A 22,606-nucleotide genomic window follows, 5' to 3' on the forward strand; every position below is an offset into this window, starting at 1 on the left:
GCCCGCACGGGGCCAGCGCGCCGACTCCGGTGGAGCACGCAGAGGGCCGCGGGCAATACTCTTGGATACCGAGGCCCGCGGCCGCCGGTGCGTCCGGCGGCCCGGGCCGTGCTCCCAGCGGAAACCTAGTGGGGATCATGAGCGAACTTCCCTTGCGTGCCCAGCTCGCGTCCGTCCTGGGCAAAAGCGCGGCGTCGCTGTCCCGGGCCACCGGCCGCGGCGACGGCTCGGTCATCGGAGGGCGCGTCGCGCTCAAGGTCGAGCCCGATCTGCTCGGCAAGCTCGCCCGGGGGCGGAGGCTGACGCTGGTCAGCGCGACCAACGGCAAGACCACCACCACGCGGCTGATCGCCGCCGCGCTGCGCGAGCTCGGTCCCATCGCCACCAACGAGCAGGGCGCCAACATGCCCACCGGGCACATCACCGCCCTGGCGAAGGAGCCCGACGCGCGCAACGGCGTGCTGGAGGTCGACGAGAAGTACCTCCCCCAGGTGATCAATGCCACCAACCCGGCGGTCACCGTGCTGATGAACCTCAGCCGGGACCAGATGGACCGGGCCTCGGAGATCAACCTGCTGGCCAAGAAGTGGCGGGACGCCCTGCGCTCCAGCGAGACCCACGTGGTGGCCAACGCCGACGACCCGCTGGTCGCCTGGGCGGGCCTGGGCGCGCGGCACGCCACCTGGGTCTCGGCCGGGCAGCGCTGGAAGGAGGACTCCTGGTGCTGCCCCGAGTGCGGCGGCCACCTCAAGCGCGACCCCGACCCGCACTGGGAGTGCCCCGAGTGCGGCCTGGCCCGCCCCGACACCGGCTGGGCGGTGGACAACGACGACGACGTGGTGGTCGACCCCAACGGGGTGCGCTTCCGGATGGAGCTCAACCTGCCGGGCGACGCCAACCGCTCCAACGCGGCCATCGCCATGGCGGTCGGGGCCGCCTACGGCATCCACCCCAAGCAGTCGCTGCCCCGCCTGCGGGAGATCCGCTCGGTCGCCGGGCGCTACACCTCGGTGGTCACCCACGGCACCGAGGTGCGCCTGCTGCTGGCCAAGAACCCGGCCGGGTGGCTGGAGTCGTTCGCCGTGCTGGGCCCGCCCGACGTGCCGGTGCTGCTGTCGGTCAACGCCCAGGTGCCCGACGGCAAGGACACCTCCTGGCTGTGGGACGTGGACTACACGGTGCTGCGCGAGAGGCGGGTGTTCGTGCTCGGCGAGCGCCGCACCGACCTGGCGCTCCGGCTGGAGACCGACGGGGTGCCCTTCGAGGTGGCCGACCGGGTGGACGACGTGGTCGCCCGCCTCAAGGGCGAGCGCCCCGACCTGGCCAAGGTCGACGTCATCGCCAACTACACGGCCTTCCAGCAGATCCGCGCGGCCTACGGCCGCGTCCAGTAGGCCCCCGCGACGAGGACAGGTGACCATGACCGACACGAGCAGCGCCCTGCGCATCGTCTGGATCTACCCGGACCTGCTCAGCACCTACGGGGACCAGGGCAACGTGCTGGTCCTCAAGCGCCGCGCCGAGCTGCGGGGCATCCCCACCGAGACGGTGCAGGTGCTCTCCAGCGACCCGGTGCCCGAGCAGGGCGACGTGTACCTGCTCGGCGGCGGCGAGGACCGGCCGCAGATCCTGGCGGCCCAGCGGCTGCGCGCCGACGGCGGCCTGAAGCGGGCCGCGGAGGCCGGCGCCGCGGTGCTCGCGGTGTGCGCGGGCTACCAGATCGTCGGCGAGAGCTTCGGCGACGACGACGACAACCCGCTGGCGGGGGTGGGCATCCTCGACGTGCGCAGCGGACGGGGGCAGACCCGCGCGGTCGGGGAGATCGTCGCCGACGTGGACCCGGCGCTGGGCGCGGGGCGGATCACCGGATTCGAGAACCACCAGGGCCGCACCGCGGTGGGCCCCTCGGCGCGGCCCCTGTCGACGACCGCGACCGGGATCGGCAACGGCGACGGCACCGAGGGCGCCGTCCAGGGGCAGGTGGTCGGCACCTACCTGCACGGCCCCGCCCTGCCGCGCAACCCCGCCCTGGCCGACATGCTGCTGAGCTGGCGGGTGGGCGGCGAGCTCGCCCCGCTGCCGCCGGCCTGGGGCGAGCGCCTGCACGAGGAGCGCCTGGCGGCCGCCCTGGGGTGAGCCGCCGCGGCGTCCCTGCGCCCGCCGTCGTGCCGTCCCCCGCGCCGGCTCCGGGCCCCTCAGACCTCCAGCAGCAGGACCAGCCCGGCCAGCAGGGCGACGGCGGCCGGCAGGACGGTGTAGCCCAGCGCCTCCCGTCCGCGGTCGGCGCGCAGCAGCTCGCGGTGGGTGCGGGCGGACAGGGTGAGCGGGGTCTGCGGGGTGGACGCCAGGTGCACCCCGCCGTCCGCGCCGCGGACCGGCGCCCCGCGCACGAACAGGGTCTGGCCGGGCAGCACCGCCCACTCCCGGTAGGCCACCCCCGGGGTGAGGCCGCTCGGGGCGGCGGCGCTCAGCGTCGCCGTCGGCGCGGGCGGACGGGTGGGCACCTCCTCGCGCCCGGACACCGCCGCGGAGGGCACGAACCGGTCGTAGTGCGGCTCGGCCCCTTCGATGTCGGCACCGGCCGGAACGCAGTGCAGGGTGCCGCGGCCGTCGCGGAGGCGGAACGCCGCGTCGGACTCCTCCAGCAGCAGCCGGTCGGGCTGGAGGCGGTCCCCGGCACTCGAGCGGTAGTGGTGGTGCACCGCCTCGATCCGGTACCACACGCAGGGCGTCCCGGAGTAGGGCGCCCTCAGCGGCCCGTCCGGGCCGGGCTCGGCGGTGGCGCTCACCTCCGCCGCGGGCGGCAGGTCGGTCAGTTCCCTGAGCTCCTGTGTGGTCAGGAACGGCGTGTTCTGCAGCCGGAGGCGGTGGCGTCTGGCCTTGAGCGCCCGCAGCAGCAGAAAGGCGCCCAGGCCGATCAGGGCCAGAGCGATCAGGTGCAGGGTCGCCGCGATTCCGTCCACCGTTGCCTCCGTGGGCCTGTGCAGGTCATGGCCCGTCGGCGATGGCGGGCCCGTTCCCATGCGTATACCCGCGACAGGTGACGGGGCAATGAACCGCGGTGTTCAGGTTTCGCTAAGACGCCTGGAGGGAAGAAAGTGAGGCCGTTCGCGCGCCGCGCGGTGCGTCTCCCCGCGGATTCGTTCACCGGTCCGCCCGCGGCGGCCCCCGGCCGGGACCCGGTGGGGCTCGGTGGGGCTCGGCAGGGCCTCAGCGGGGGGAGCGGCGGAGCCTGATGTCGGCGTTGGCGCCGGTGTCCGGGGGCACGACGACCTCCTGGCCCGCGGCGATGCCGTCCACGGTGAACTCGGCGTCCACCGGGACGTTGCGCTTGACCAGGCCCAGCGCGACGGGCCCCAGCTCGTGGTGGCGGGCGGAGGACCCGACGGCCCCGACCGCGCGCCCGTCCAGCTCGATCGCGGCGCCGCGGGCCGGCAGCCGCTCGGCGGTGCCGTCCAGGTGCAGCATCACCAGCCGGCGCGGGGGGCGCCCCAGGTTGTGCACCCGGGCGACCGTCTCCTGCCCCGGGTAGCAGCCCTTCTCCAGGTGGACGGCGGTGCCCACCCATCCGGCCTCGTGCGGGATCGTGCGCTCGTCGGTGTCCAGCCCCTGGCGCGGGCGGTGGGCGGCGATGCGGGCGGCCTCATAGGCCCACATCCCGGCGGCGCGGGCCCCGCCGCCGGTGAGGGCGCGCGCGGCCGCCGACAGCGCCGGGCGCGGCAGCAGCAGGTCGGTCTCCTCGTCGGCGCGGCGCACCGGGGCCTCGGCGAACGCCTCGGGCGCCGCCTCCCCGGCGGCGGCCAGGGCGGCGTCCCGGTCCGGGCCGGTCACGGTGAGCACGGCCCGCTCGCCGGTCAGGTCCTCGACCTCCACCCGCATCATGAAGCGCATCCGGTCCAGGAAGGCGGCCAGCTCGGCGGCCTGGCCGGGCTCGGTGTGCAGCCACACCGCCGCGCCGTCCTCCAGCACCGCCATGTGGTGCCGGATCCGGCCGTTGGCGTCCATCAGCAGCGCCTCGGAGGCGGTTCCCGGGGCCATGCCCTCCATCGCCTGGCTGGTGAGGCTGTGCAGCAGGGTGAGGCGGTCGGCCCCCGACACCCGCACCACGCCCCGGTCGGAGCGGTCGGTCCAAGCCGCCGCGCGCTCCATGGCGCGGCCTTCCTGCACGGGTTCGCCGTAGTGCGCGGCGACGTCGGCGTCGGGTGCTTCGGCGGGGACCGCCCCGGGGCGGGCCAGCAGCGGAGAGCTCATGTCCCCGAGCCTATGCGTTCGCGTCCGGACCGGCGTCCGCGCACCCGCGGCACAGCCCGTAGACGGTCAGGTGCCGGGCGTCGGCCCGGAAGCCGCTGCGCTCGGCCAGGCCGCGCACCAGCCCGTCCGCCAGCTCCAGCGGCGCGTCGGAGGCGGTGCCGCAGCCCCGGCACACCATGTGCAGGTGGTCGGCGTCCTCGGTGAGGTGGTAGGACGGCGCGCCGTGGCCCAGGTGGGTGTGGGTGACCAGGCCGACCCGCTCCAGCAGGTCCAGGGTGCGGTAGACGGTCGAGGTGTTCAGCCCTTCGGCGGTCTCGCGCACGCGGTTGCCGATGGCCTCGGGGGTGGCGTGCTCCAACTCGCGCACCGCCTGGAGCACCAGCTGCCGCTGGGGCGTGACGCGGTAGCCGCGGGAGCGGAGCTCTTCCCGCCAGGTGCGGTGGGACATGTCACCGAGTCTACGGCGCCCCCGGCACCGCCGGAGCTGCGCGCGGGACGCCGGTCGAGGGGGCGGGCGGGGGCCGGACGCGGCCGGGGAGGGGCGGGAGAAAAACCCTTTGCCCCGCCGAGAACCCCGGACGTAGTGTCGGTCCCACGCAAGAAAGGAGGTGGTCCTGGAGTGGTTTCTTTGAGGACTTGCGAGGTGGCCGCCCGCTAGGGCGAGTCGTTCCACGACGGATCGCCCCGGCGAATCCACAGCGGACACCGAGGCCCCCGGGAGGCCGGACATTGTCCAGCCGACCCCGCCGCCCCAGGCGGAGGAACCCCGGGGGCCTTCTCATGCCTCCTGAGCGCCGCCGTCGGCGCTCTGCGCGGCCTTCCCGTCCTTCCCGTCCGCACCCGTCCGCCGGAGCTGGGCCGACATGTACGAGCGCAGCTCGTGCCCCTGCGCGGCCATGTCCCAGGCGTAGCCCAGGATCTCCCGGTCCTCGCCGAACAGCCCGTACAGGCGGTGCCCCGCGGTGACCTCCAGGCCGGTCTCGGTGCGCAGCACGGCGTCGGTGGACATCTCCACCCGGTTGGCGAACACGTTGCCCAGGTAGACCTCGTTGAAGCCCTCCGGGTGCGCGATCAGCGCCTCGACGTGGACGGGCGGCACGTCCTCCCCCGCGCCCTCGGGGCGCTCGGTGCCCGGCGGGCGCGCCCGCCAGTAGCCGCTCTCGGAGGTGACGTACTCGCCGAGCGTGCCGTCCGGGTTCATCCGCCAGGCCTGGGCGCTGTAGGCCAGGAAGGGGCCGCCTTCGTAGGAGAACTCGACCCGCTGGCCGAACTGGAACTCCTCGGTGCCCTCGTAGCCCGCGACGCCCACGCCCTCCCAGCGGCCGATCAGGAAGGACAGCTTTTCGAGATCGGGGTGTAGATCCGGCTGCATAATGTCCGAGAGTAGCGGCGGCGGAGGCGTGCCCCGGTCATGCCGGACCCGGGCGCGCCGCCGCGGGGCCCGCTATGGCCCGCCCCACAGCGGCCTCCGGGCCTCCGGATGCGCCCGGAGCTGGTAAAGAAGAGGGGCACGGCAGCTGGATACGAGCGGAGGACGGGGACCTGACGATGGTGGTGATCGGTGCGGTCCTCATCGCCGCCGCGGCGGTTCTGGCCGTTCTCGCGGCGCGCGCCCTGCGCCGGTACGCGGAGCAGCGGGGCCTGGAGCGGGTCCGCCCGCGCGCGCTGGCGGCGATGCGGGGCGAGGACGTGACCGTCACCGGGGCGGCGGTGGCCGGCCCCGGCGGGCGGGACGAGTCGCCCCTGGCGCGGCTGGCCTGCGTCTGGCACGGGCACGAGGTGCTGCGGCACTACTGGTCGGTGGAGGCCGACGCGCGGACCGGGGAGCGCGAGCGCCGCGCCGACCCCATCGCCGACTACACCAGCGAGGAGCCGTTCGCCCTGGTCGCCCCGGGCGAGGAGGGGACCTCGGGGCCGGTCCTGGTGGATCCGGCCGACGCCGCCGTCGAGGGCGTGGGGCTCGCCCTGCAGCGCGTGGTCGGGCGCCCCGAGAAGGGTGTGAAGGCGCCCGCCGACGACCTGCTGCCCCGGGTCAAGGGGCGCATCTCCGGGCTCTTCCGCGGCGAGACCATCGAGTTCGAGTACCGGGAGTGGCTGCTGGCCCCCGGCGCCCCGGTGGCGGTGAGCGGCCGGGTGGAGCTGCGCGAGGGGCGGCCGGTGATCGCCGCGCCGCCGGACGGCCGGGTGCGCATCGTGCGGCTGGGCTCGGCCGACGGCGCCCCCGAGGCGGCGCGGAGCCGCCGCCAGGCCCTGCTCCTCGGCGGCGGGACCCTGGCCTCGGCCTGTGCGGGCCTGCTGATGGTCCTCGGCGTGGTCTGAGGGCGCGGATCGGAGGGCGGCCCGCACCCAGGTGCGGGCCCTGGGCCCCGCGCTCCGCTCCGACCGCTCCTACCGCTCCTACCGCTCGGACCGCTCGGACCGCTCGGACCGCGCTGCCGGATCGGCCCGGTCGTCCTCCTCGGGGACGAGGAAGGTCCAGGCGCCCGGGAGGACGCGCCAGGTGCGGGCCGTGACCCCCTCGGCGACCTCCCCGTCGGCGCTCGCCGAGCAGGGTTCCCCCAGGGCGGTGACCGAGACGGTGCGGGCGGGCCGGTGGTGCACCTCGGCCTCGGTCGGGTGGGTCCCCCGGCGGAGCCGCAGGGCGTGGAGCGCCCGTCCGGCCAGGCCCCGGGAGCGGGAGACCACGAGGTCCATCACGCCGCTGTCGGGCGCGGCGCCGGGAAAGACGCGCCCCGCGCCCCCGCCGATGAAGCGCCCGTTGGCCAGGCCGACCATCAGCAGCCGGTGGCCGGAGCCGTCCACCTCCGCTCCGTCGGCCACGATCCGCAGGCGGTACCCCCGGGCGGCCGCGCCGGCGATGGCGCCGCCCACCGGGAAGCTCAGCGGCCCGAGCAGCCTCTTCCAGCGCGCCGCCTCCCGGGTGGAGTCCGCGCCCACGCCCAGGTGCACCGCGTTGACGGTGACCTCGCCGGTGTCGTCGACGATGAGGTCCAGGGGCCGGGGCCGCGCACGGGCGAGGGCGGCCACGGCCGCGGGCACCTCCAAGGGCAGGCCGAGCGTGCGGGCGAAGTCGTTGCCGGTGCCCATGGGCACGAGCCCGACCGTGCGGGAGGCGAGTTCGCCGCGCCGGTACAGGGCGTTGGCCAGCGCGTGCAGGCTGCCGTCGCCGCCGGCGGCCACGACGGTGCCGTGCCCGCCCTCCAGGGCCTCCTCCAGCCCGCGGGGGTCCGAGCAGGAGACGACCTCGGCCCCGTCGAGCTCCTCGGCCGCCGCCGCGCGGAGCATGTCGGTCTCCGCGCTGCCCGCCGCGGTGTTGGTGATGATGAGCATGGCCGTGCTCCGTTCGCTCCGTGGGCGGGGTGCCGCCCGCCGCGGGCCCTGCCGCGGTCCCGCCGCGGCCCGGCCGACCGATGCTACTGCGCGCCGGGCGCCCGGACCCGGCGGGGCGGCGGGGACGGCGGCCGGGCCCGGGTCCGGCCCCCTCGCTAGGGTGGCCCCATGACGCGGACGATGGTGATCAAGGTCACGGCGGGCGAAGAGGCCCCCGAGCGGTGCAATCAGGGCTTCACGGTGGCCGCGGCGGCGGCCGTATCAGGGGCGCGGGTGTCGCTCTGGCTGACCGGGGAGGCGGCCTGGTTCGCCGTCCCCGGCCGGGCGGAGGCCTTCGCGCTGCCGCACGCGGCCCCCTTGGCGGACCTGCTGGAGGGCGTCCTGGCCGCGGGGACGGTGACGGTCTGCACCCAGTGCGCGGCCCGGCGCGAGCTGACCGAGGACGACCTGCGGCCGGGCGTGCGCATCGCGGGCGCCCCCACCTTCGTCGAGGAGACCCTGGCCGAGGGCGCCCAGGCCCTCGTCTACTGATCTCCCGCCGGGCGGGCCCCCGCACCCCTGCCGGAGACCGCGCAGTCGGGCCCGCCGCGCAGTGCGCGGCGGGCCCGTGGCGGTCCCGACGGCGGTTTCGGCGGTGCCCCTCCGGCTCCTACTTGCCCTGGTTCTTGACGGCCTCGATGGCGTCCTCGGCCGCCTCCGGGTCGAGGTACTCGCCGCCGCGCTTGCGCGGGGTGAAGTCGTCGTCGAGCTCGTAGACCAGCGGGATCCCGGTGGGGATGTTCAGCCCGGCGATGGCCTCCTCGGAGATCCCGTCCAGGTGCTTGACCAGCGCACGCAGCGAGTTGCCGTGCGCGGCCACCAGCACCGTGCCCCCGGCCGCCAGCTCCGGGACGATCGCGTCGTACCAGTACGGCAGCATCCGGTCCACGACGTCGGCCAGGCACTCGGTGCGCGGCATCAGCTCCGGAGGGAGGTCGGCGTAGCGCGCGTCGCCGGTCTGCGCGCAGGGGTCGTCGTCGGCGATCGGCGGCGGCGGGGTGTCGTAGGAGCGGCGCCAGACCATGAACTGGTCCTCGCCGTACTCCTCGCGCGTCTGCGCCTTGTCCTTGCCCTGGAGGGCGCCGTAGTGGCGCTCGTTGAGCCGCCAGCTGCGGTGCACCGGGAGCCAGTGCAGGTCGGCGGCGTCCAGCGCGATGTTCGCGGTGCGGATCGCCCGCTTGAGGACCGAGGTGTGCACCGCCTTCGGACGGATCCCCGCCTCGGCGAGGAGCTCGCCGCCCTTGCGGGCCTCGGCCTCCCCGGCGGGGGACAGGTCGACGTCCACCCAGCCGGTGAACAGTCCTTCGGCATTCCAGACACTTTCGCCGTGTCGCAGCAGAACCAGCTTGCCCATGGCCGTCAGCCTAGCGACTCGCCGGCCCGGGGCGCTCGACCGCGCTCCCCGAAGGGGCCGCGCCGTTCGCGCCCCCGCCCTCGGCGGGCTCGGAGACCAGGTGCCGGAAGGCCTCCAGGTTGCGCAGGCTGTACCCGCCCTTGACCCGCCAGGCCCACTCCTTGCGGATGGAGGAGGCGAAGCCCAGCTCCAGCGCGGTGTTGAAGTTGTCGTCGGAGTAGGTGAGCACGCACCCCAGCAGCCGGTCGACCTCCTCGGGGGTGACCGCGGCCAGCGGCAGCCGCCCGGTGATGTAGACGTCCCCCGCCTCGTCGGCGGAGAACGCCATGCCGTAGGTGTCCTCGTTGCGCCCCAGGAGCCAGCGGTAGAAGCCGCCCTCGTTCTCGTCGGGGCGGCGGCAGAAGAACGACTTCACCAGCAGGCTGTGCGCGCCCACGTCGAGCCAGACCAGCGTCTTGAGCTTGCGCCGGCCCGGCAGTGTGACCAGGAACGCGCCCGGCCGGGGCCGCTCGCATTCCAGCTCGGCCTCGCGCACCGCCGCGTCGACGGCCTCGGCCGCCCGGCGTTGCGGAGTGTGGGTCCCCTCCATGTCCTGCATGCCCTCCATGGTGCCCGTCCGGGTGCCCGCGCCGGTCATCCGGCCCTCGCCTCGGAGGCGGCGGGGGACGCGGGCGCCGGCGCGGCGGCCGCGCGGTAGGCGCGCAGCAGGCCCTCGGCCGTCGCCGACCAGCTCAGCCCGGCGGCGTGCGCCACGCCGGCCCGGCCCATCGCCGCGCCCAGCCGCGGCCGCTCGACCAGGGTGTGCAGCGCCCGCGCGTAGTCGTCGGGGTCGTGGCCGTCGATGAGCACCCCCGAGGCGCCGTCGGCGACCGCGGTGGGCAGCCCGCCCACCCGGGAGGCCACCACCGGCGTGCCGCAGGCCTGGGACTCCACCGCGACCAGCCCGAAGGACTCCGAGTAGGAGGGGACCACGGTGGCGGTCGCCGCCCGGTAGTACTCGGCCAGCCCGGCGCGGCCGCGCGGCGGCTCCAGCCGCACCGCGTCGGCGATGCCCAGCGAGCGGGCCAGGTCGGCCAGGCGCCGCGGCTCGGCGGCGCCGCTGCCGGACAGTCCGCCGACCACCGCCACCACCAGGCGGCGGCGCAGCGCGGGGTCGCGCTCCAGCAGCCGCGCGGCGGCCCGCAGCAGCACGTCGGGGGCCTTGAGGGGCTGCACCCGCCCGACGAACAGCAGCAGCACGGTGTCCTCGGGCATGCCCAGGCGGCGCAGCGCGGCGGCCCGGTCGCCGGGGGTGAACACGTCCAGGTCCACCCCGGGCGGGACCACCGCGACCCGGTGCGGGTCGGCCCCGTAGTACTCGGTGAGCTGGCCGGCCTCGTCGTCGGTGTTGGCCACCAGCAGGTCCGACCAGCGGGCGAGCTGGTCCTCGCCGCGCACCCGCAGCTCCGGCTCGGGGGCGTCGCCGGCGGCCAGCGAGCGGTTCTTGACCCGGGCCAGGGTGTGCATCGACTGCACCAGCGGCACCCCCCACCGGTGGGCCACGGCCAGCCCGGCGCGGCCGGAGAGCCAGTAGTGGCCGTGCACCGCGTCGTAGTGGCCCATGGGCTGGCCGGCCTCGGCGCGCAGCACCCCGAAGGTGAAGGGGCACAGGTAGCGGGCCAGGTCGAGCTTGTCGAGGGGGCCGTAGGGGCCGGCGGCCACGTGCCGCACGGCGGCGCCGGGCGCCAGCTCGGCCACCGGGGGCAGGCCGGGCGTGGTGGCGCGGGTGAACACGTCCACCTGGGCGCCGCGCTCGGCCAGGCGCTTGGCGACCTCCACGATGTAGACGTTCATGCCCCCGGCGTCGCCGGTGCCGGGCTGGTCGAGGGGCGAGGTGTGCATGCTGAGCATGGCCACGCGCAGGCGGCCGCCGGTGTCGGCGCGGTCCGCGGCGCCCGGTCTGTCCGGCTCCACTGTCCTGTCGTCCCCCTTCTCCCAGCGGCACCGGAGGTGCCGTGCCCCGCGGGTGCGGGCCCTTCCGCACAACAGGGCGCAACCACACGCTGTTCCCATCATGGACAGGGTGCGGGGGCGGGTGTGCACCCGGGGTCGGGAGAGGAGGCCGGAGGGTGCGGTCGCCGAGGGGGTCAGTCCCCGCTCTCGGCCCCGGTCGCGGGCCGGCGGGTCCATCCTTCTGTGAGGAAGTCCACGGCCTGCGGGAACGTGGGCAGCCAGGCGTCGTAGGTGTGCGCCCCCTCGGGGAAGAGCGTCTCCACCTCCATGTCGCGCTCCTCCAGCAGTCCGGCGAAGCGCTCGGCCTCGCCGTGGATGCTGCCCTCCTGGAGCGGGGTGCGGTCCTGCTTCCCCTCGATGAGCATGAAGCGGATGTCCTGCACCTCGGGGTCGTCCAGGAGCCGGTCCGGTGCGTGCTCCTCGGGGGCGTCGCCGAAGGTCCCGCTGGGGTCGTCCACTTTGAAGTACCCGGCCCAGCTGACGGCCTGGGAGTACAGGCCGGGGTGGCGCAGCGGGAGTGCGGCGGCCCCGTAGCCGCCCATGGAGAACCCGCCGATGGCGCGCAGCGCGCGCGGGCGGCGCAGGTCGCCCTCGACCGCCTCGACGGCCTTGCGGGTCACGAACGTCTCGATCCGGTAGTCGTCGTCGACCGCGTCGCCCCACTCGGTGTCGGCGCCCCCGGTCTCCTGGCCGAACGGGGCGGCGATCACGAACTCGACGCCCGCGCGGCACATCTGCTCGTCCATCCGGGGTCCGATGCCGGCGTCCTTGAGGTCGGTGTGGGTGCCGGTGGAGCCGTGCAGCAGGTACAGCACGGGCAGGTCGGCGCTGTCCGGGCCGGGCGGGCGGCGCACCCAGATCGGGCGGCCCTCCTCCGGCGCGGCGGGGTCGGGCACGCGGACGATCTCGTCGGTGCCGGGCTCGTCGCACACGGCCACCGACCCCGGGCGCGGGTGCACGGCGGGGCCGTCCGGCACGGGCCCGTGCAGGGCGCTGCCGGCCGCGGTCCGGGCGTCCTGGGCGGGCGCCGGGCCGTGCTCGCCCTGCACGGCGGCGAGCGTGGCGGCGGTCGCCACGACGAGTGAGGAGGCCGCGAGCGCGGTCGCTCTGCGGGACAGCGAGCTGAACACACCGTGATCCTAGGGCCCAGACGGCGAACTGCGGGCAGGGCGCGGCAAGGCCCGGGCGAAATGTCGGTACATGGGATGAGGGGCCGATCGGCCGGGCCGCGCGGCGGTGCCCGGCGGCGCGTCCGGCCACGGGTTCCGGCGCGCCCGGCGGCGCAGGGGAAGGCGAGCCTGACCGGGGGGTGCCACACGGGGTAGTACTACCCGCCGTAGACTCAGCGGTATGAATCGGCTCGGCGACCTTGAACGCGCGGTGATGGAGGTACTGTGGCAGCGGAGCGCGCCCATGACGGTACGCGAGGTCGGTCGCGCTCTGGCTGAACGGGACCTGGCGCACACGACCGTGATGACGGTCCTGGACCGCTTGGCGAAGAAGGGCGTCGTGGACCGGACCCGGGAGGGCAGGGCGTGGCGCTACCGCCCGGCCGCCAGCCGGGAGAACTACGTGTCGGAGCTGATGTTCGACGCACTCGGGCAGACCGGCGACCGCGACGCGGCGCTGGCCGCCTTCGTGCGCTCGATGAGCGACGAGGAGGCCGAGGCCCTGCGCCGCGCACTCGAGGGAAACGACGAGCAGAGGACGTAGCCGTATGGTCAGTGCCGCACTCCTCTCCGCGATCGCGGTCGGCTGCTTCGCAGCCGCGGCACGACTCCGGCGGGCCCAGTGGCCCTTCCGCGGCCCCTATGTGGCCGTCATCGCCTGGCAGGCCCTGGGGCTGGCCTGGGGGGTGTCCACGATCGGGGCGCTGCTCGCCTTCGGCCTGGACCCCTACGGCCGCGGCGTCTTCGGCGGTCTGGCCGCCGTGGCCCGGGACGCCGCCGAGCACGGGCTGCACCTGGCGGTCACCGCGGCCAGCCCCTTCGGCCCGGCCCAGGTGGCGGCGATCCTGCTGGCCCTGGGGCTGACCCTGCTCCTGTTCTGCTGCCTGGTGGCCTCCTTCGTGCAGGTGGTGCGCACCCGGCGGCGCCACCGCGACCTGCTGCACCTGGTCGGCCGGGACGACCCCGGCGTGCCCGGGGCGCGCATCCTGGACCACCCCGCGGCGGCCGCCTACTGCCTGCCCGGGGTGCTGCGCTCGGAGGTGGTGATCAGCGCCGGAGCCCTGGAGGTGCTGGACTCCAGCGAGCTGGCCGCGGTCATCGCCCACGAGCACGCCCACCTGCGCCAGCGCCACGACCTGGTGCTGCTGCCCTTCTCCTCGCTCAAGCGCGCCTTCCCCCGGCTGGGGATGATGCGCGCCTACTACCGCACCGTCTCGCTGCTGATCGAGATGTGCGCCGACGACCAGGCCCGCCGCGAGCGCTCCGCCCGCGAGCTGGCCACCGCGCTGATGCGGTTCGGCGAGCGCGGCGCCTCCGCGCCGGCCGGGGCGCTGGCCGCCACCGCCGAGCACACCGACGTGCTGGCCCGGGTGCGCCGCCTGCTGCAGCCCGGCCGCGCCCTGACCCGCGCCCAGAGCGCCGCCGTGCTGGGGTCGGCCGGCCTGCTCATGGCCACCACGGTCTCCCTGTGGCACCTGCCCATGTGACGCGCCCCTCCCGCGGGCGCTGGGCACGATCGGGCCCACTGCCGCGTTTACCCTGAGACGACCAGGACGCGACCAGGACGGGCGGGGACTCCCATGGTTCTGATGGGCTATCTGTACCAGGCCATCTACATCGCCATCTTCGTGACGACGCTGTACGCCCTGATCGAGGCCGCGCGCACGCCGGCCGAGGCCTATACCGCCATGGACAAGCAGACCAAGACGCTGTGGGTGGCGATCCTGGGCGTGGGAACCGGCCTGTCGCTGCTGGCGGCGCTGGGCATGGGGGGCTTTTTGACCTTCCTATCCCTGGTCGCCGCGCTCATCTTCATCCTCGACGTGCGCCCCGCCGTCCGCGGCATCGGGCGCGGCGGCGGCAGCGGGCCCTACGGTCCCTGGTAGGAGCAGCGCCGTCGCCTCCCGGACCGCGTCGGCGTAGGCCGGGTCCAGCACGTAGAACGAGTGCCCCAGGATCTCCGGGTACAGCGCCTCCCCGGCCGGGATGTCGTAGCGCCGCGGGTCCGGGATCGGCTCGGCGTCCTCCAGGGTCCGGGCGCCCTCCGGGGCGGTGTGCACCGGGCCGCCGATCGCGTCGGTCACCCGCCACAGGTTCCGCCACCGGGCCACCCGCCCCTGCGCGTCGGCCAGCGCCGCCGGCCCGAAGTAGGCCGGGAAGTAGCGGGTGTAGAGCCGGTGCAGCGGAGAGCCGTGGGTCACCAGCGCCACCGAGGGGCGCACGTGCGGCGGGAGCTGCCAGACCGTGGCCGCGGCCAGCACCGAGCCCTGGGAGTGCCCGGAGAGCACCACCCCCCGGCCGGCCTCGGCGGTCGCGGCCACCCGCGCCACCAGCTGCGGCACCGCCCGCTCGGCGTAGGAGGGCGGGGCTAGCGGGTGGGCCACCCGGGGCCAGAACGTCCCCACGTCCCACAGCACCCCCACCGCCTGGCGGACCGGGCGCCGCCGGTAGGCGCTGAAGCCGACGCCGAACAGCGCCGCCAGCATCAGCGTGCCCAGCCAGGAGCCCGCGGTGACCAGCACCCCCGCGGCGCCGTGCAGCGCCTCCTCGGCGCCCGGCCGCCCGGCCGCGCGGGCGGCCACCAGCACGGCCAGGGCCAGGCCGGGCACGAGCACCGCCGCCAGCGCCACCGGCAGCGACTCGGTCATCCGGCCCATCGCCCGCGCGCGGGCGATCATCCGGGTCCGGTAGGCGTCGCGCCGCCGCCCGTACAGGGCGGCGGCCGCCGACACCTCCTCGGCGGTGCGCCGGCGCAGCCGCAGCCACAGCCACAGCGCGACGCCCGCCACGACCACCGCCTCCAGTGCGAAGGCCAGCTGCAGCCAGGAGTAGGGGGCGGGGGTGGCCAGCGGGACGCATCCGGCCCGCTCGGCGCCGGGGTAGTGGCAGCCGCCCAGGAAGCCCGCGCTCTGGTAGACCACCGCCGAGGAGAACACCCCGCCCAGCAGCAGCCCGACCGCGGCCGCCGACGGCCCGGCCAGGCCGCGCATCGCGGTGTCCCGCTTGAGCGGGGTGCGCGCGTACAGCGCCGCGGCGGCCGCGAACAGCACCAGCACCAGCAGCCCCAGGGCCGCCAGGAGCCCGGTCAGCCCGTCGGCGTACCCGGGCAGCCGCCCCTGGGCGGTCCACCCCGGCCGCGGCCAGGCGGTGTAGAGCACGGTGGCGGCGAGCAGGCCCAGGGCGGTGTCGCGCAGCCGCGCGCACACCCGGTCGGCGCTGCGGTTCCACCGGTGGGCGGTGCCGGGCACCAGGGCCATCAGCGACGCGCCGGCGAGCACCGCGCCGAGCAGGCCGACGAGCCCGGCGCCGACCGGCGGAGCCCCCGCGGCGGCGTCGAAGCGCGCGGCCGGGACCGCCGCCACCAGCCCCACCGCGCCCACCGCCACCGCGATGTGCACCGACCGCAGCCGTCCCATGATCATGCTGTTGCGCCAGAAGTGCGGCCGGCTCAGCGGCGCCGCGGCCGACGGCGTCGGCGCCGTTCCCTGGGCGGCCGCCTCGTAGACGCTGGTGGTGCGCCGGGACAGCCGCCACAGCAGGGCCACCACCGCCAGCGGCAGCAGGGCGCCGGCCGCCAGCGACAGCCCGGGGCGGGCCAGCAGCCCGCCGGGGGCCGAGAGCGCGCCCAGCAGCGGCCGCAGCGCGGCGCAGCGCTCCCCGTAGGCCGGGCACTGCCAGCCGACCAGGTCCATGCCGACGCCGGCCGCGGCCAGCACCAGGAGCACCGTCAGGCCCAGCGCCAGCAGCCGCGAGGCCGACCCGTAGGCCAGGTCGGCGGCGCGGTGCAGGCGGGAGGGCGGGGCGCCCTCCTGCGGCGGCGCCGGGCGCATCCAGTAGGCGATGTTGACCAGGATGAAGGGGAGCAGGAGCAGCCACAGTGCACGTGAGGCCCGCCCGGAGGTGAGGTTGCCCCAGGCGAAGATCTCCCGGGGCACGCCGGGCACCGTCCGCGTGTCGGGGGCGCGGCGCCAGCGGAAGAACCCGGCCAGCCGGTCGCCGCCCACCCGCACCGCGGGCTCGACGTCCAGCAGCTCCTCGGCCTGCCCGCCGCTGACCCCGTGGATCCTCAGCTCCACGACGCTCGCGTCACGGGGGTCGCATGCGTTACAGGCGGGACGGGCGCGGTCCTCGGGCATGCTCGGATTGTCCCACGCGGCCCCCGGCCGCACGGGGCGGTGTGCGGGGACGGGAGCGGCCGGCACCGGCCGCCGCGCCCGGTTCCGGTCACTGCACCAGGGCCGGCTCCGCCGTCCAGGTGTTGCAGGAGCCGGGGGACTGCCCCTCCAGGCCGCGCTCGGTCCACGCGCGGCTGTTGGCCTGCGACCCGTGGGTGCGGTCCTCCTCGGGGCCGTCCGGCCGGTCGGCGGTGGCCTCGGCGTCCTCCAGGACCGCCGCGGTGTCCCGCTCCTCCAGCGGGTAGGAGACCGCCACCGACCCCAGGAAGGCCCCGGCCAGGCAGTTGGCCTGCAGCTCGGACCGGCGCGTCCAGGCGTTCTGCGCCCTGCGGCCGGACTCCCGTCCGCGCCGCTCGTGGTAGTACTCCAGCAGGCCGGACTCGCCCTGCACGTGGTGGGCGTACTCGTGGGCGAGCAGCGAGGCGTACACCGCCCCGTTGGTCTCGCCCTGCCACTTGCGCACCACGTCCTCGGTGCCGATGTACACGCTCTGGTTCGTGCGGCAGTAGAAGGCGCCCGCCTCGGAGGGGTAGTCGCGGCAGGGGCTGCTGCCGGGCTCGGTCCAGAACACCCGGGACGGCGGGTCGTAGGGCAGCCCCGCCTGGGCGAACTGGGTCGACCACGCCTGGTCGAGGCAGTCGGCCACCGTGTCGAGGAAGCGCTCCATGGACGCCGGGTCCTCCACGTCCGGGTCGGGCACAGGACAGGGCAGCGGGGCCAGCCGCCCCGTGTCGTAGAGCGGGTTGTCCACCAGGGCCTCCCGCCCGGCGGGAACCCGGGAGTCCGCGCCGGGCGCGGCGGCCTCGTCGGGGGCGGAGGATCCGCCCCCGGGGGCAGGGGCGGAAGACCCGCCGGCCGCCGTCCACAGCAGCACGAAGAGCGCCACCGACGCCGCGGCCAGGGCCGCGAAGAGCGCGGTGCGCCGCCGGCCCTGCCCCACGTCCACGCTCCTCCTCGCAGCCGCTAGTCGACCAGGCCCTCGTCCGCGCTCCAGGTGTCGCACGCGGCGGGGTCCTTGCGGTCCATCCCGTGCTCGGTCCACAGGGCGCCGCTCTCGGCGGAGCCGTGCGTGCGGTCCTCCACGTCGTAGTCGCCCCGGCGCCCGGCGTCATCGAGGATATGCGCCCGCTCCCGTTCACCGATCGGAAGGCTGGTCTCGACCGACCCCAGGAAGGTGCCGCCCAGGCAGTTGGCCTGCAGCTCGCTGCGGCGGGTGAGCAGGTCGCGCTCCCCGCCGGAGACCGACCCGCGCGCGGCCTGGAAGCGGGCCAGGATCCCGGACTCGCCCTGCACGTGGTGCGCGTACTCGTGGCTGAGCATGAACGTGTAGCTCTCCGGGCGGTCGCTTCGCTGGGAGGAGGCGACGATGTCCTCCACGCCCAGGTAGAGCCCCTTGTTCGCCTGGCAGTAGAAGGCCGCGGTCCCCTCGGCCGGGAAGTCGCCGCAGGGGCTCTGCCCGGAGGCGTACCAGAACACGCGGTTGGGCGGCTCGAACTCCATGTCGCCGGCGGCGAACTGCTCCTGCCACGCCTCGTCCAGGCAGTCGGTGATCTCGTGCAGGAACGCCTCCATCGACCGCTGGTCGTCCGGGTCGACCTCCGGCGCCGGGCACGCCACCTCGGCCATCTCCCCGGTCGCCCGGAGCGGGTCGCCGGCCGCGGAGACGGGCCCGGCGCCCTGCGCACCGGGGGCGGAGGCCTCCTGGGCGGCCGCCGGGCGCACCGGGTCCGCGGCGGCCGGCCGCTCCACCACCTCCGAGATGGTGAGGAACCCGGCCAGCCCCACCGCGCCCAGTCCGGTGAGCAGCACCAGGACCACCGCCGGGCCCATCGGCGGGCGCGGCGGGCGCTCGGGGAGCAGGACGCGCGGCCCCGCGCCCCTCCTGCGGCCCGCGCGTTCGAAGCGCGTCCCCCTGCCGGCCATGCGCCGTCTCACCTCCTGGACCGCCGACGTCCGACGACGACGTCGATTATGACGGGTTTCCGAGGGTCGGCCGGTACGGACCCCCGAGGGGGAGCCGCTAAGCTCGCTTGGCGATGTCCGAGACCGGCCTCCGCGGGCGGGGAGCCCGCCCGGCCGCGGCGGTGTGCGCCGCGGCCCTGGCCGTGCTGCCCTGGACGGTGCCGTCCGGGGCGGCACCGGCGGGAGCGGCGCCGGTACCCGGCCGGGACCGGCAGGAAGAGCGGGACACCACCGACACGCACACCGTCCCCCAGGGGGCCGAGGCCGACGCGACCACCGTCGACATCCGGCTGCGCATCGACGAGGCGGGCGTGGTGCACGCCGAGGAGACCCTCGACTTCGGGGCCGGATCCGGCCGGGAGTTCACCCGCAGCCTGCAGGCCCGCGCGCCCTACGACGCCGACCACGACCGGCTCTACCCGGTCTCCGGGGCCGGCGCCGAGGACCCCTCGGGGCGGGAGCTGGAGGTGCGCACCGAGGAGCGCGGCGACGCCGTGGACCTGGTCGTCGAGCGCGGCGACGCGCCGGCGGCCGTGCTCACCTACACCGTGCGCGGCACGCTGCAGAGCACCGCCGACGGCGTGGAGCTGGAGTGGACCCCGGTGGCCGGGTACAGCGAGGCGGTCACCGAGACCCAGGTGCAGGTGGACGCGCCGCTGCCGCCGGTGGCCCTGTCCTGCACCGCCGGCGACCCGCGCAGCTCCATCTACTGCACCTCCTCGGACATGGGCGGGCACGAGGCGCTCACCGCCCGCTTCCTGCAGGCCAACATGGTGCCCGGACAGCGGCTGTCGATCGTGGCCGCCTACCCGCCCGGCACCGCGCGGGTCGAGCCGGTGCTGGACCGGACCTGGTCGCTGACCTCGGCCTTCGCCATCACCCCGGTCACCGGCTCGGTCTTCGGGGTGCTGCTGATCGGGCTGCTGGGCGGGCTGGCGGCCCTGGTGCGCATCCGCGGCCGGGACGAGCGGGCCCTGCGCACCGAGTCCGGCGCCGCCGACAACGTCCCGCTGGAGCCCGGCCCCGGGCTGCCCGGCGGAATCCGCTTCCGCCCGCCCGACGGCGTGCACCCCGGGCAGATCGGCACGCTGCTGGACGAGCAGGTGGGCGTGGTCGACCTGGCCGCCACCGTGGTGGACCTGGCGGTGCGCGGCCACTACCTGATCGAGGAGCTGCCGCACGAGCACCCGGCCTCGGCCGACTGGCTGCTCAGCAAGCGGGTCCCGCCCGCCGACGAGGAGCTGCTGCCCTACGAGCGCATGCTCATCGACGCGATCTTCGACCGGCGGGTCGAGGTCCGCCTGTCCCGGCTGCGCCGGGACGGCTTCGGCGAACGCCTCGGCGCCGTCCGCGACGAGCTCTACCGCGACATGGTCCGCCTGAAGTGGTTCTCCCGCCGCCCCAACGTCACCCGGAACCGCTGGGCCAGCGCCGGGATCGGGGTGACCGTGGGCGGGGTGGCGCTCACCGCGGTGCTGGCGGCCTTCACCCACGCCGCGTTCACCGGCCTGGCGGTGGTCATCGCCGGTGCCGCCATGACGCTGGGCGCCCAGTACATGCCGGCCAAGACGGCCCGGGGCAGCAGCGTGCTCGCGCACACGATGGGCTTCCGCGCCTTCCTGATGACGGCCGAGGCCGAGCACGTGCCCAAGGAGCGCCGGGTGGAGCTGTTCTCCCGCTACCTGCCCTACGCGCTCATCTTCGACAACGTGGACCGCTGGGCGAGCGTGCTGGCGGCCGCGGGGGCCGGCGAGCAGAGCGCCAACAAGCGCCTGCCGTGGTACGAAGGCCCCGAGGAGTGGCAGGTGGAGGACTTCGCGGAGGCCATCACGTCCTTCGTGCTCACCCTGTCCGGTGTCATCTCCAGCACCCACCACTTCCGGATGCTGGGTTAGGGAGCGAGCGGGAGGAGCGCGGATGCGCGCGGTGCTGCAGCGCGTCGACGGGGCGTCGGTCGAGGTCGAGGGGCGCACGGTCGGGGCGGTCCCGGGGGAGGGGCTGCTGGCCCTGGTGGGGGCGACCCACACCGACACCGGCGGTCAGGCGCGCGCGATGGCGCGCAAGATCTGGAACCTGCGCATCCTGGAGGGCGAGCGCTCGTGCTCCGACGCGGGCGCCCCGGTCCTGGTCGTCAGCCAGTTCACGCTCTACGGGGACGCCCGCAAGGGGCGGCGGCCCACCTGGCAGGCGGCCGCGCCCGGCCCGGTCGCGGAGCCGCTCGTCGACGCCGTCGTCGAGGAGCTCCGCGACCTGGGCGCGCACGTGGAGACCGGCGCGTTCGGCGCCCGGATGCGGGTGGGGCTGACCAACGACGGCCCGTTCACCGTGCTCGTCGAGGTCTGACGGGCAGGCGCGTCCCGCCCGGATGCCCGGGTCAGTCCGCGTCCGGCTCGAACTTGTAGCCCAGACCGCGCACGGTGACGATGTGCCGGGGGGCGCCCGGGTCGGTCTCGATCTTCGCGCGCAGCCGTTTGACGTGCACGTCCAGGGTCTTGGTGTCGCCCACGTAGTCGGCGCCCCAGACCCGGTCGATCAGCTGCATCCGGGTCAGCACCCGGCCGGCGTTGCGCAGCAGCACCTCCAGCAGCTCGAACTCCTTGAGCGGCAGCTGCACGTTGTCGCCGCGCACCGTCACCACGTGCCGCTCCACGTCCATCCGCACCGGGCCGGCCTCCAGGGCGGCGAGCTCGACCGGCTCCTCCTCGCCCTGGCGGCGCAGCACCGCGCGGATCCGGGCCACCAGCTCCCGGGAGGAGAAGGGCTTGGTGACGTAGTCGTCGGCGCCCAGTTCCAGGCCCACGACCTTGTCGATCTCGCCGTCCTTGGCGGTCAGCATGATCACCGGCACGTTGGACTTCTGGCGCAGCGTCCGGCACACCTCGGTTCCGGGGAGCCCGGGCAGCATGAGGTCGAGCAGGACGAGGTCGGCCCCGCTGCGCTCGAACTGCTCCAGCGCCACGGTCCCGGTCTCCGCCACGGCGACCTCGAACCCCTCCTTGCGCAGCATGTACGACAGGGCATCGCTGTAGGATTCCTCGTCCTCAACGACGAGTACACGCGTCACTTTCGCTGCCTCCCAATCGCATTGGGTCGATGCGGCCCGGGGTCATCCGGCGTGTGCCGGGGCCCGCTCCGCGTCCTCGGTCCGGGGCAGGCGCAGTGTGAACGTCGACCCCGAACCCTCCTTGCTCCACACGGTGACTTCACCGCGGTGGTGGGTCATGATGTGCTTGACGATGGCCAGGCCCAGGCCGGTCCCCCCGGTGGCCCTGCTGCGGGCGGCGTCCACCCGGTAAAAGCGCTCGAAGATGCGCTCGAGGTCCTGCGGGGGGATGCCGATGCCCTGGTCGGCGACGCTGATCTCCACGGCGCTCTCGGTCTCCTCGGCCGTGACCGAGATGCGGGTCTGCTTGGGGCTGTAGGCCACGGCGTTGGAGACCAGGTTGCGCAGCGCCGTGGCGAGCAGCCCCTCGTCGCCCAGCACCTCCAGCCCGCCGGCACCGCCCGCGACCAGCTCGATCCGCTTGGCGTCGGCGGCGGTGCGCACCGTGTCCAGGGCCTCCTCGATCACGGCGTCGACCTCCACCTCGGCGGGGTCGGCCATCGGCTCGGCGCCCTGGATCCGGGACAGGGTGATCAGGTCCTGGATGACGTGGGTGAGGCGGCCGGCCTCCTGCTGCATGCGCCCGGTGAAGCGGCGCACCGCCTCCGGGTCGTCGCTGGCGTCGGAGATGGTCTCGGCCAGCAGGGAGAGCGCGCCCACCGGGGTCTTGAGCTCGTGGCTGATGTTGGCGACGAAGTCGCGGCGGACCGCCTCCACGCGCAGCCGCTCGGTCTGGTCCTCGGCCAGCACCAGCACCAGGCCGGTGCCGCCCAGCGGGGCGACGCGCACCGCGAAGGAGGTGGAGTCGGGGCCGAACTTGCGGACCGCGACCTCGATCTCGGTCTCCCGGATCACCCCGTCCCGGCGCACCTGGCGGGCCAGGACCAGCAGGTCGCCGATGACCAGCTCCTCGCCGCGGACGATGCCGTAGGCGCGCGCGGCGGAGCTGGCGCGCAGCACCCGGTCGGCCGGGTCCAGCACCACCGCCGAGGAGGGCAGCGCGGCCAGCACCTCGGCGATCCCGGGCGGGAGGTCGGAGGGTTGCGGAGGGTCGGGGGACGGGGGCGTGCGGCCCCGGCCGAGCGGGAGAGCCAGGCCGGTGCCGAGCCCGACCGCGAGCCCGAGCAGGGCCGCGATCGCGGTCACGAGTTCGCCTTGCACACTTCGATCGTAAGCGGACAGACCGCCTCTTTACCCGTGTGACCATGTGTTACAACCGAGGTTTCGCGAA

At 75.5% G+C, this 22,606-nt stretch carries 23 protein-coding genes; 9 read left to right on the forward strand and 14 right to left on the reverse strand.

The genetic code is table 11. The annotated features are described in order from the left end of the window. The first annotated feature begins 137 nt into the window (after nucleotides 1–137). On the forward strand, nucleotides 138–1,394 hold the full coding sequence (locus C892_RS0115455; RefSeq protein ID WP_026124382.1) for a MurT ligase domain-containing protein: 1,257 nt from the start codon (nucleotides 138–140) through the stop codon (nucleotides 1,392–1,394). 25 nt (nucleotides 1,395–1,419) lie between these two features. Next, nucleotides 1,420–2,136 (forward strand): type 1 glutamine amidotransferase, encoded by a 717-nt coding sequence (locus C892_RS0115460; RefSeq protein ID WP_026124383.1) that lies wholly within the window; start codon nucleotides 1,420–1,422, stop codon nucleotides 2,134–2,136. 59 nt (nucleotides 2,137–2,195) lie between these two features. On the opposite strand, the gene C892_RS0115465 is transcribed toward C892_RS0115460, so the two are convergent. The 4 genes from C892_RS0115465 to C892_RS0115480 all read right to left on the reverse strand — a co-directional run bounded on the left by C892_RS0115465 (nucleotide 2,196) and on the right by C892_RS0115480 (nucleotide 5,623). Next, nucleotides 2,196–2,963: a GIDE domain-containing protein gene (locus C892_RS0115465; RefSeq protein ID WP_017538162.1), complete on the reverse strand. Its 768-nt coding sequence runs from the start codon at nucleotides 2,961–2,963 to the stop codon at nucleotides 2,196–2,198. Nucleotides 2,964–3,210: 247 nt separating this feature from the next. Beyond that, nucleotides 3,211–4,251 (reverse strand): CAF17-like 4Fe-4S cluster assembly/insertion protein YgfZ, encoded by a 1,041-nt coding sequence (gene ygfZ, locus C892_RS0115470; RefSeq protein ID WP_017538161.1) that lies wholly within the window; start codon nucleotides 4,249–4,251, stop codon nucleotides 3,211–3,213. A gap of 10 nt (nucleotides 4,252–4,261) precedes the next feature. After that, nucleotides 4,262–4,699 carry a Fur family transcriptional regulator gene (locus tag C892_RS0115475; protein ID WP_017538160.1) on the reverse strand — a complete coding sequence of 146 codons (438 nt, stop codon included), beginning with the start codon at nucleotides 4,697–4,699 and terminating at the stop codon, nucleotides 4,262–4,264. Between the two features lie 330 nt (nucleotides 4,700–5,029). Continuing rightward, nucleotides 5,030–5,623 (reverse strand): nitrobindin family protein, encoded by a 594-nt coding sequence (locus C892_RS0115480; RefSeq protein WP_017557953.1) that lies wholly within the window; start codon nucleotides 5,621–5,623, stop codon nucleotides 5,030–5,032. Nucleotides 5,624–5,799: 176 nt separating this feature from the next. On the opposite strand from C892_RS0115480, the gene C892_RS0115485 reads away from it, so the two are divergent. Beyond that, a complete protein-coding gene (locus tag C892_RS0115485) occupies nucleotides 5,800–6,570 on the forward strand; it encodes a GIDE domain-containing protein (protein ID WP_017557954.1) in 771 nt (256 codons plus the stop codon). A gap of 78 nt (nucleotides 6,571–6,648) precedes the next feature. Here C892_RS0115485 and C892_RS0115490 read toward each other — a convergent pair whose 3' ends face one another. After that, nucleotides 6,649–7,581 carry a diacylglycerol/lipid kinase family protein gene (locus C892_RS0115490; protein ID WP_017557955.1) on the reverse strand — a complete coding sequence of 311 codons (933 nt, stop codon included), beginning with the start codon at nucleotides 7,579–7,581 and terminating at the stop codon, nucleotides 6,649–6,651. 168 nt (nucleotides 7,582–7,749) lie between these two features. Here C892_RS0115490 and C892_RS0115495 point away from each other — a divergent pair, with 168 nt between their 5' ends. Then, entirely contained in the window at nucleotides 7,750–8,112 is a 363-nt protein-coding gene (locus tag C892_RS0115495; protein WP_026124384.1) for a DsrE family protein, read from the forward strand. A 118-nt stretch (nucleotides 8,113–8,230) separates the two neighbouring features. Here C892_RS0115495 and C892_RS0115500 read toward each other — a convergent pair whose 3' ends face one another. The 4 genes from C892_RS0115500 to C892_RS0115515 all read right to left on the reverse strand — a co-directional run bounded on the left by C892_RS0115500 (nucleotide 8,231) and on the right by C892_RS0115515 (nucleotide 12,096). Then, the gene (locus C892_RS0115500; RefSeq protein WP_017557957.1) at nucleotides 8,231–8,974 is read right to left on the reverse strand and encodes a phosphoglyceromutase; all 744 of its coding nucleotides are present in this window, start codon (nucleotides 8,972–8,974) and stop codon (nucleotides 8,231–8,233) included. Between the two features lie 10 nt (nucleotides 8,975–8,984). After that, nucleotides 8,985–9,611 (reverse strand): YbjN domain-containing protein, encoded by a 627-nt coding sequence (locus C892_RS0115505; RefSeq protein WP_017557958.1) that lies wholly within the window; start codon nucleotides 9,609–9,611, stop codon nucleotides 8,985–8,987. Then, a complete protein-coding gene (gene mshA, locus C892_RS0115510) occupies nucleotides 9,608–10,927 on the reverse strand; it encodes a D-inositol-3-phosphate glycosyltransferase (RefSeq protein ID WP_017557959.1) in 1,320 nt (439 codons plus the stop codon). Before mshA ends, C892_RS0115505 begins: the two co-directional genes overlap by 4 nt. 173 nt (nucleotides 10,928–11,100) lie before the next feature. After that, nucleotides 11,101–12,096, reverse strand: coding sequence for an alpha/beta hydrolase (locus C892_RS0115515; RefSeq protein ID WP_017557960.1), 996 nt, complete (start codon nucleotides 12,094–12,096; stop codon nucleotides 11,101–11,103). 220 nt (nucleotides 12,097–12,316) lie between these two features. Between C892_RS0115515 and C892_RS0115520 the strand changes: the two genes are divergently transcribed. From C892_RS0115520 to C892_RS0115530, 3 genes are all read left to right on the forward strand, one after another. Beyond that, on the forward strand, nucleotides 12,317–12,679 hold the full coding sequence (locus C892_RS0115520) for a BlaI/MecI/CopY family transcriptional regulator (RefSeq protein WP_083932578.1): 363 nt from the start codon (nucleotides 12,317–12,319) through the stop codon (nucleotides 12,677–12,679). 4 nt (nucleotides 12,680–12,683) lie between these two features. Then, nucleotides 12,684–13,622, forward strand: coding sequence for a M56 family metallopeptidase (locus C892_RS0115525; RefSeq protein WP_017538150.1), 939 nt, complete (start codon nucleotides 12,684–12,686; stop codon nucleotides 13,620–13,622). 93 nt (nucleotides 13,623–13,715) lie between these two features. Further along, complete coding sequence (locus C892_RS0115530) at nucleotides 13,716–14,021, forward strand: DUF2516 family protein (RefSeq protein WP_017557961.1); 306 nt, start codon at nucleotides 13,716–13,718, stop codon at nucleotides 14,019–14,021. Here C892_RS0115530 and C892_RS29025 read toward each other — a convergent pair. The 3 genes from C892_RS29025 to C892_RS0115545 all read right to left on the reverse strand — a co-directional run bounded on the left by C892_RS29025 (nucleotide 13,923) and on the right by C892_RS0115545 (nucleotide 18,233). Next, nucleotides 13,923–16,271, reverse strand: coding sequence for a hypothetical protein (locus tag C892_RS29025; RefSeq protein WP_152513401.1), 2,349 nt, complete (start codon nucleotides 16,269–16,271; stop codon nucleotides 13,923–13,925). The two genes, C892_RS0115530 and C892_RS29025, sit on opposite strands and share 99 nt — an antisense overlap. Nucleotides 16,272–16,359: 88 nt before the next feature. Further along, on the reverse strand, nucleotides 16,360–17,256 hold the full coding sequence (locus C892_RS0115540; RefSeq protein WP_017557963.1) for a neutral zinc metallopeptidase: 897 nt from the start codon (nucleotides 17,254–17,256) through the stop codon (nucleotides 16,360–16,362). Between the two features lie 17 nt (nucleotides 17,257–17,273). After that, nucleotides 17,274–18,233, reverse strand: a complete 960-nt coding sequence (locus C892_RS0115545) for a neutral zinc metallopeptidase (RefSeq protein WP_017557964.1) — start codon at nucleotides 18,231–18,233, stop codon at nucleotides 17,274–17,276. Nucleotides 18,234–18,346: 113 nt separating this feature from the next. On the opposite strand from C892_RS0115545, the gene C892_RS0115550 reads away from it, so the two are divergent. Beyond that, entirely contained in the window at nucleotides 18,347–20,167 is a 1,821-nt protein-coding gene (locus C892_RS0115550; RefSeq protein WP_017557965.1) for a DUF2207 domain-containing protein, read from the forward strand. A gap of 22 nt (nucleotides 20,168–20,189) precedes the next feature. Further along, entirely contained in the window at nucleotides 20,190–20,615 is a 426-nt protein-coding gene (gene dtd / locus C892_RS0115555; protein WP_017538143.1) for a D-aminoacyl-tRNA deacylase, read from the forward strand. A 31-nt stretch (nucleotides 20,616–20,646) separates the two neighbouring features. Here dtd and C892_RS0115560 read toward each other — a convergent pair whose 3' ends face one another. Further along, a complete protein-coding gene (locus tag C892_RS0115560) occupies nucleotides 20,647–21,336 on the reverse strand; it encodes a response regulator (RefSeq protein WP_026124385.1) in 690 nt (229 codons plus the stop codon). 42 nt (nucleotides 21,337–21,378) lie between these two features. Beyond that, nucleotides 21,379–22,536: a sensor histidine kinase gene (locus C892_RS0115565; RefSeq protein ID WP_026124386.1), complete on the reverse strand. Its 1,158-nt coding sequence runs from the start codon at nucleotides 22,534–22,536 to the stop codon at nucleotides 21,379–21,381. Nucleotides 22,537–22,606 lie beyond the last annotated feature (70 nt).

Source organism: Nocardiopsis baichengensis YIM 90130, from assembly GCF_000341205.1.
In the GTDB taxonomy this organism is placed as follows: Bacteria; Actinomycetota; Actinomycetes; order Streptosporangiales; family Streptosporangiaceae; genus Nocardiopsis_A; species Nocardiopsis_A halophila.

What these genes read in the sequence shown, in the direction of transcription:
- ygfZ (WP_017538161.1), bottom strand. Translation starts at nt 4,251, where the DNA reads ATGAGCTCTCCGCTGCTGGCCCGCCCCGGGGCGGTCCCCGCCGAAGCA.
- C892_RS0115460 (WP_026124383.1), top strand. Translation starts at nt 1,420, where the DNA reads ATGACCGACACGAGCAGCGCCCTGCGCATCGTCTGGATCTACCCGGAC.
- C892_RS0115495 (WP_026124384.1), top strand. Translation starts at nt 7,750, where the DNA reads ATGACGCGGACGATGGTGATCAAGGTCACGGCGGGCGAAGAGGCCCCC.
- dtd (WP_017538143.1), top strand. Translation starts at nt 20,190, where the DNA reads ATGCGCGCGGTGCTGCAGCGCGTCGACGGGGCGTCGGTCGAGGTCGAG.
- C892_RS0115475 (WP_017538160.1), bottom strand. Translation starts at nt 4,699, where the DNA reads ATGTCCCACCGCACCTGGCGGGAAGAGCTCCGCTCCCGCGGCTACCGC.
- C892_RS0115490 (WP_017557955.1), bottom strand. Translation starts at nt 7,581, where the DNA reads ATGCTCATCATCACCAACACCGCGGCGGGCAGCGCGGAGACCGACATG.
- C892_RS0115550 (WP_017557965.1), top strand. Translation starts at nt 18,347, where the DNA reads ATGTCCGAGACCGGCCTCCGCGGGCGGGGAGCCCGCCCGGCCGCGGCG.
- C892_RS0115485 (WP_017557954.1), top strand. Translation starts at nt 5,800, where the DNA reads ATGGTGGTGATCGGTGCGGTCCTCATCGCCGCCGCGGCGGTTCTGGCC.
- C892_RS0115455 (WP_026124382.1), top strand. Translation starts at nt 138, where the DNA reads ATGAGCGAACTTCCCTTGCGTGCCCAGCTCGCGTCCGTCCTGGGCAAA.
- C892_RS0115520 (WP_083932578.1), top strand. Translation starts at nt 12,317, where the DNA reads ATGAATCGGCTCGGCGACCTTGAACGCGCGGTGATGGAGGTACTGTGG.
- C892_RS0115530 (WP_017557961.1), top strand. Translation starts at nt 13,716, where the DNA reads ATGGTTCTGATGGGCTATCTGTACCAGGCCATCTACATCGCCATCTTC.
- C892_RS29025 (WP_152513401.1), bottom strand. Translation starts at nt 16,271, where the DNA reads ATGCCCGAGGACCGCGCCCGTCCCGCCTGTAACGCATGCGACCCCCGT.
- C892_RS0115500 (WP_017557957.1), bottom strand. Translation starts at nt 8,974, where the DNA reads ATGGGCAAGCTGGTTCTGCTGCGACACGGCGAAAGTGTCTGGAATGCC.
- C892_RS0115545 (WP_017557964.1), bottom strand. Translation starts at nt 18,233, where the DNA reads ATGGCCGGCAGGGGGACGCGCTTCGAACGCGCGGGCCGCAGGAGGGGC.
- C892_RS0115480 (WP_017557953.1), bottom strand. Translation starts at nt 5,623, where the DNA reads ATGCAGCCGGATCTACACCCCGATCTCGAAAAGCTGTCCTTCCTGATC.
- C892_RS0115525 (WP_017538150.1), top strand. Translation starts at nt 12,684, where the DNA reads ATGGTCAGTGCCGCACTCCTCTCCGCGATCGCGGTCGGCTGCTTCGCA.
- C892_RS0115505 (WP_017557958.1), bottom strand. Translation starts at nt 9,611, where the DNA reads ATGACCGGCGCGGGCACCCGGACGGGCACCATGGAGGGCATGCAGGAC.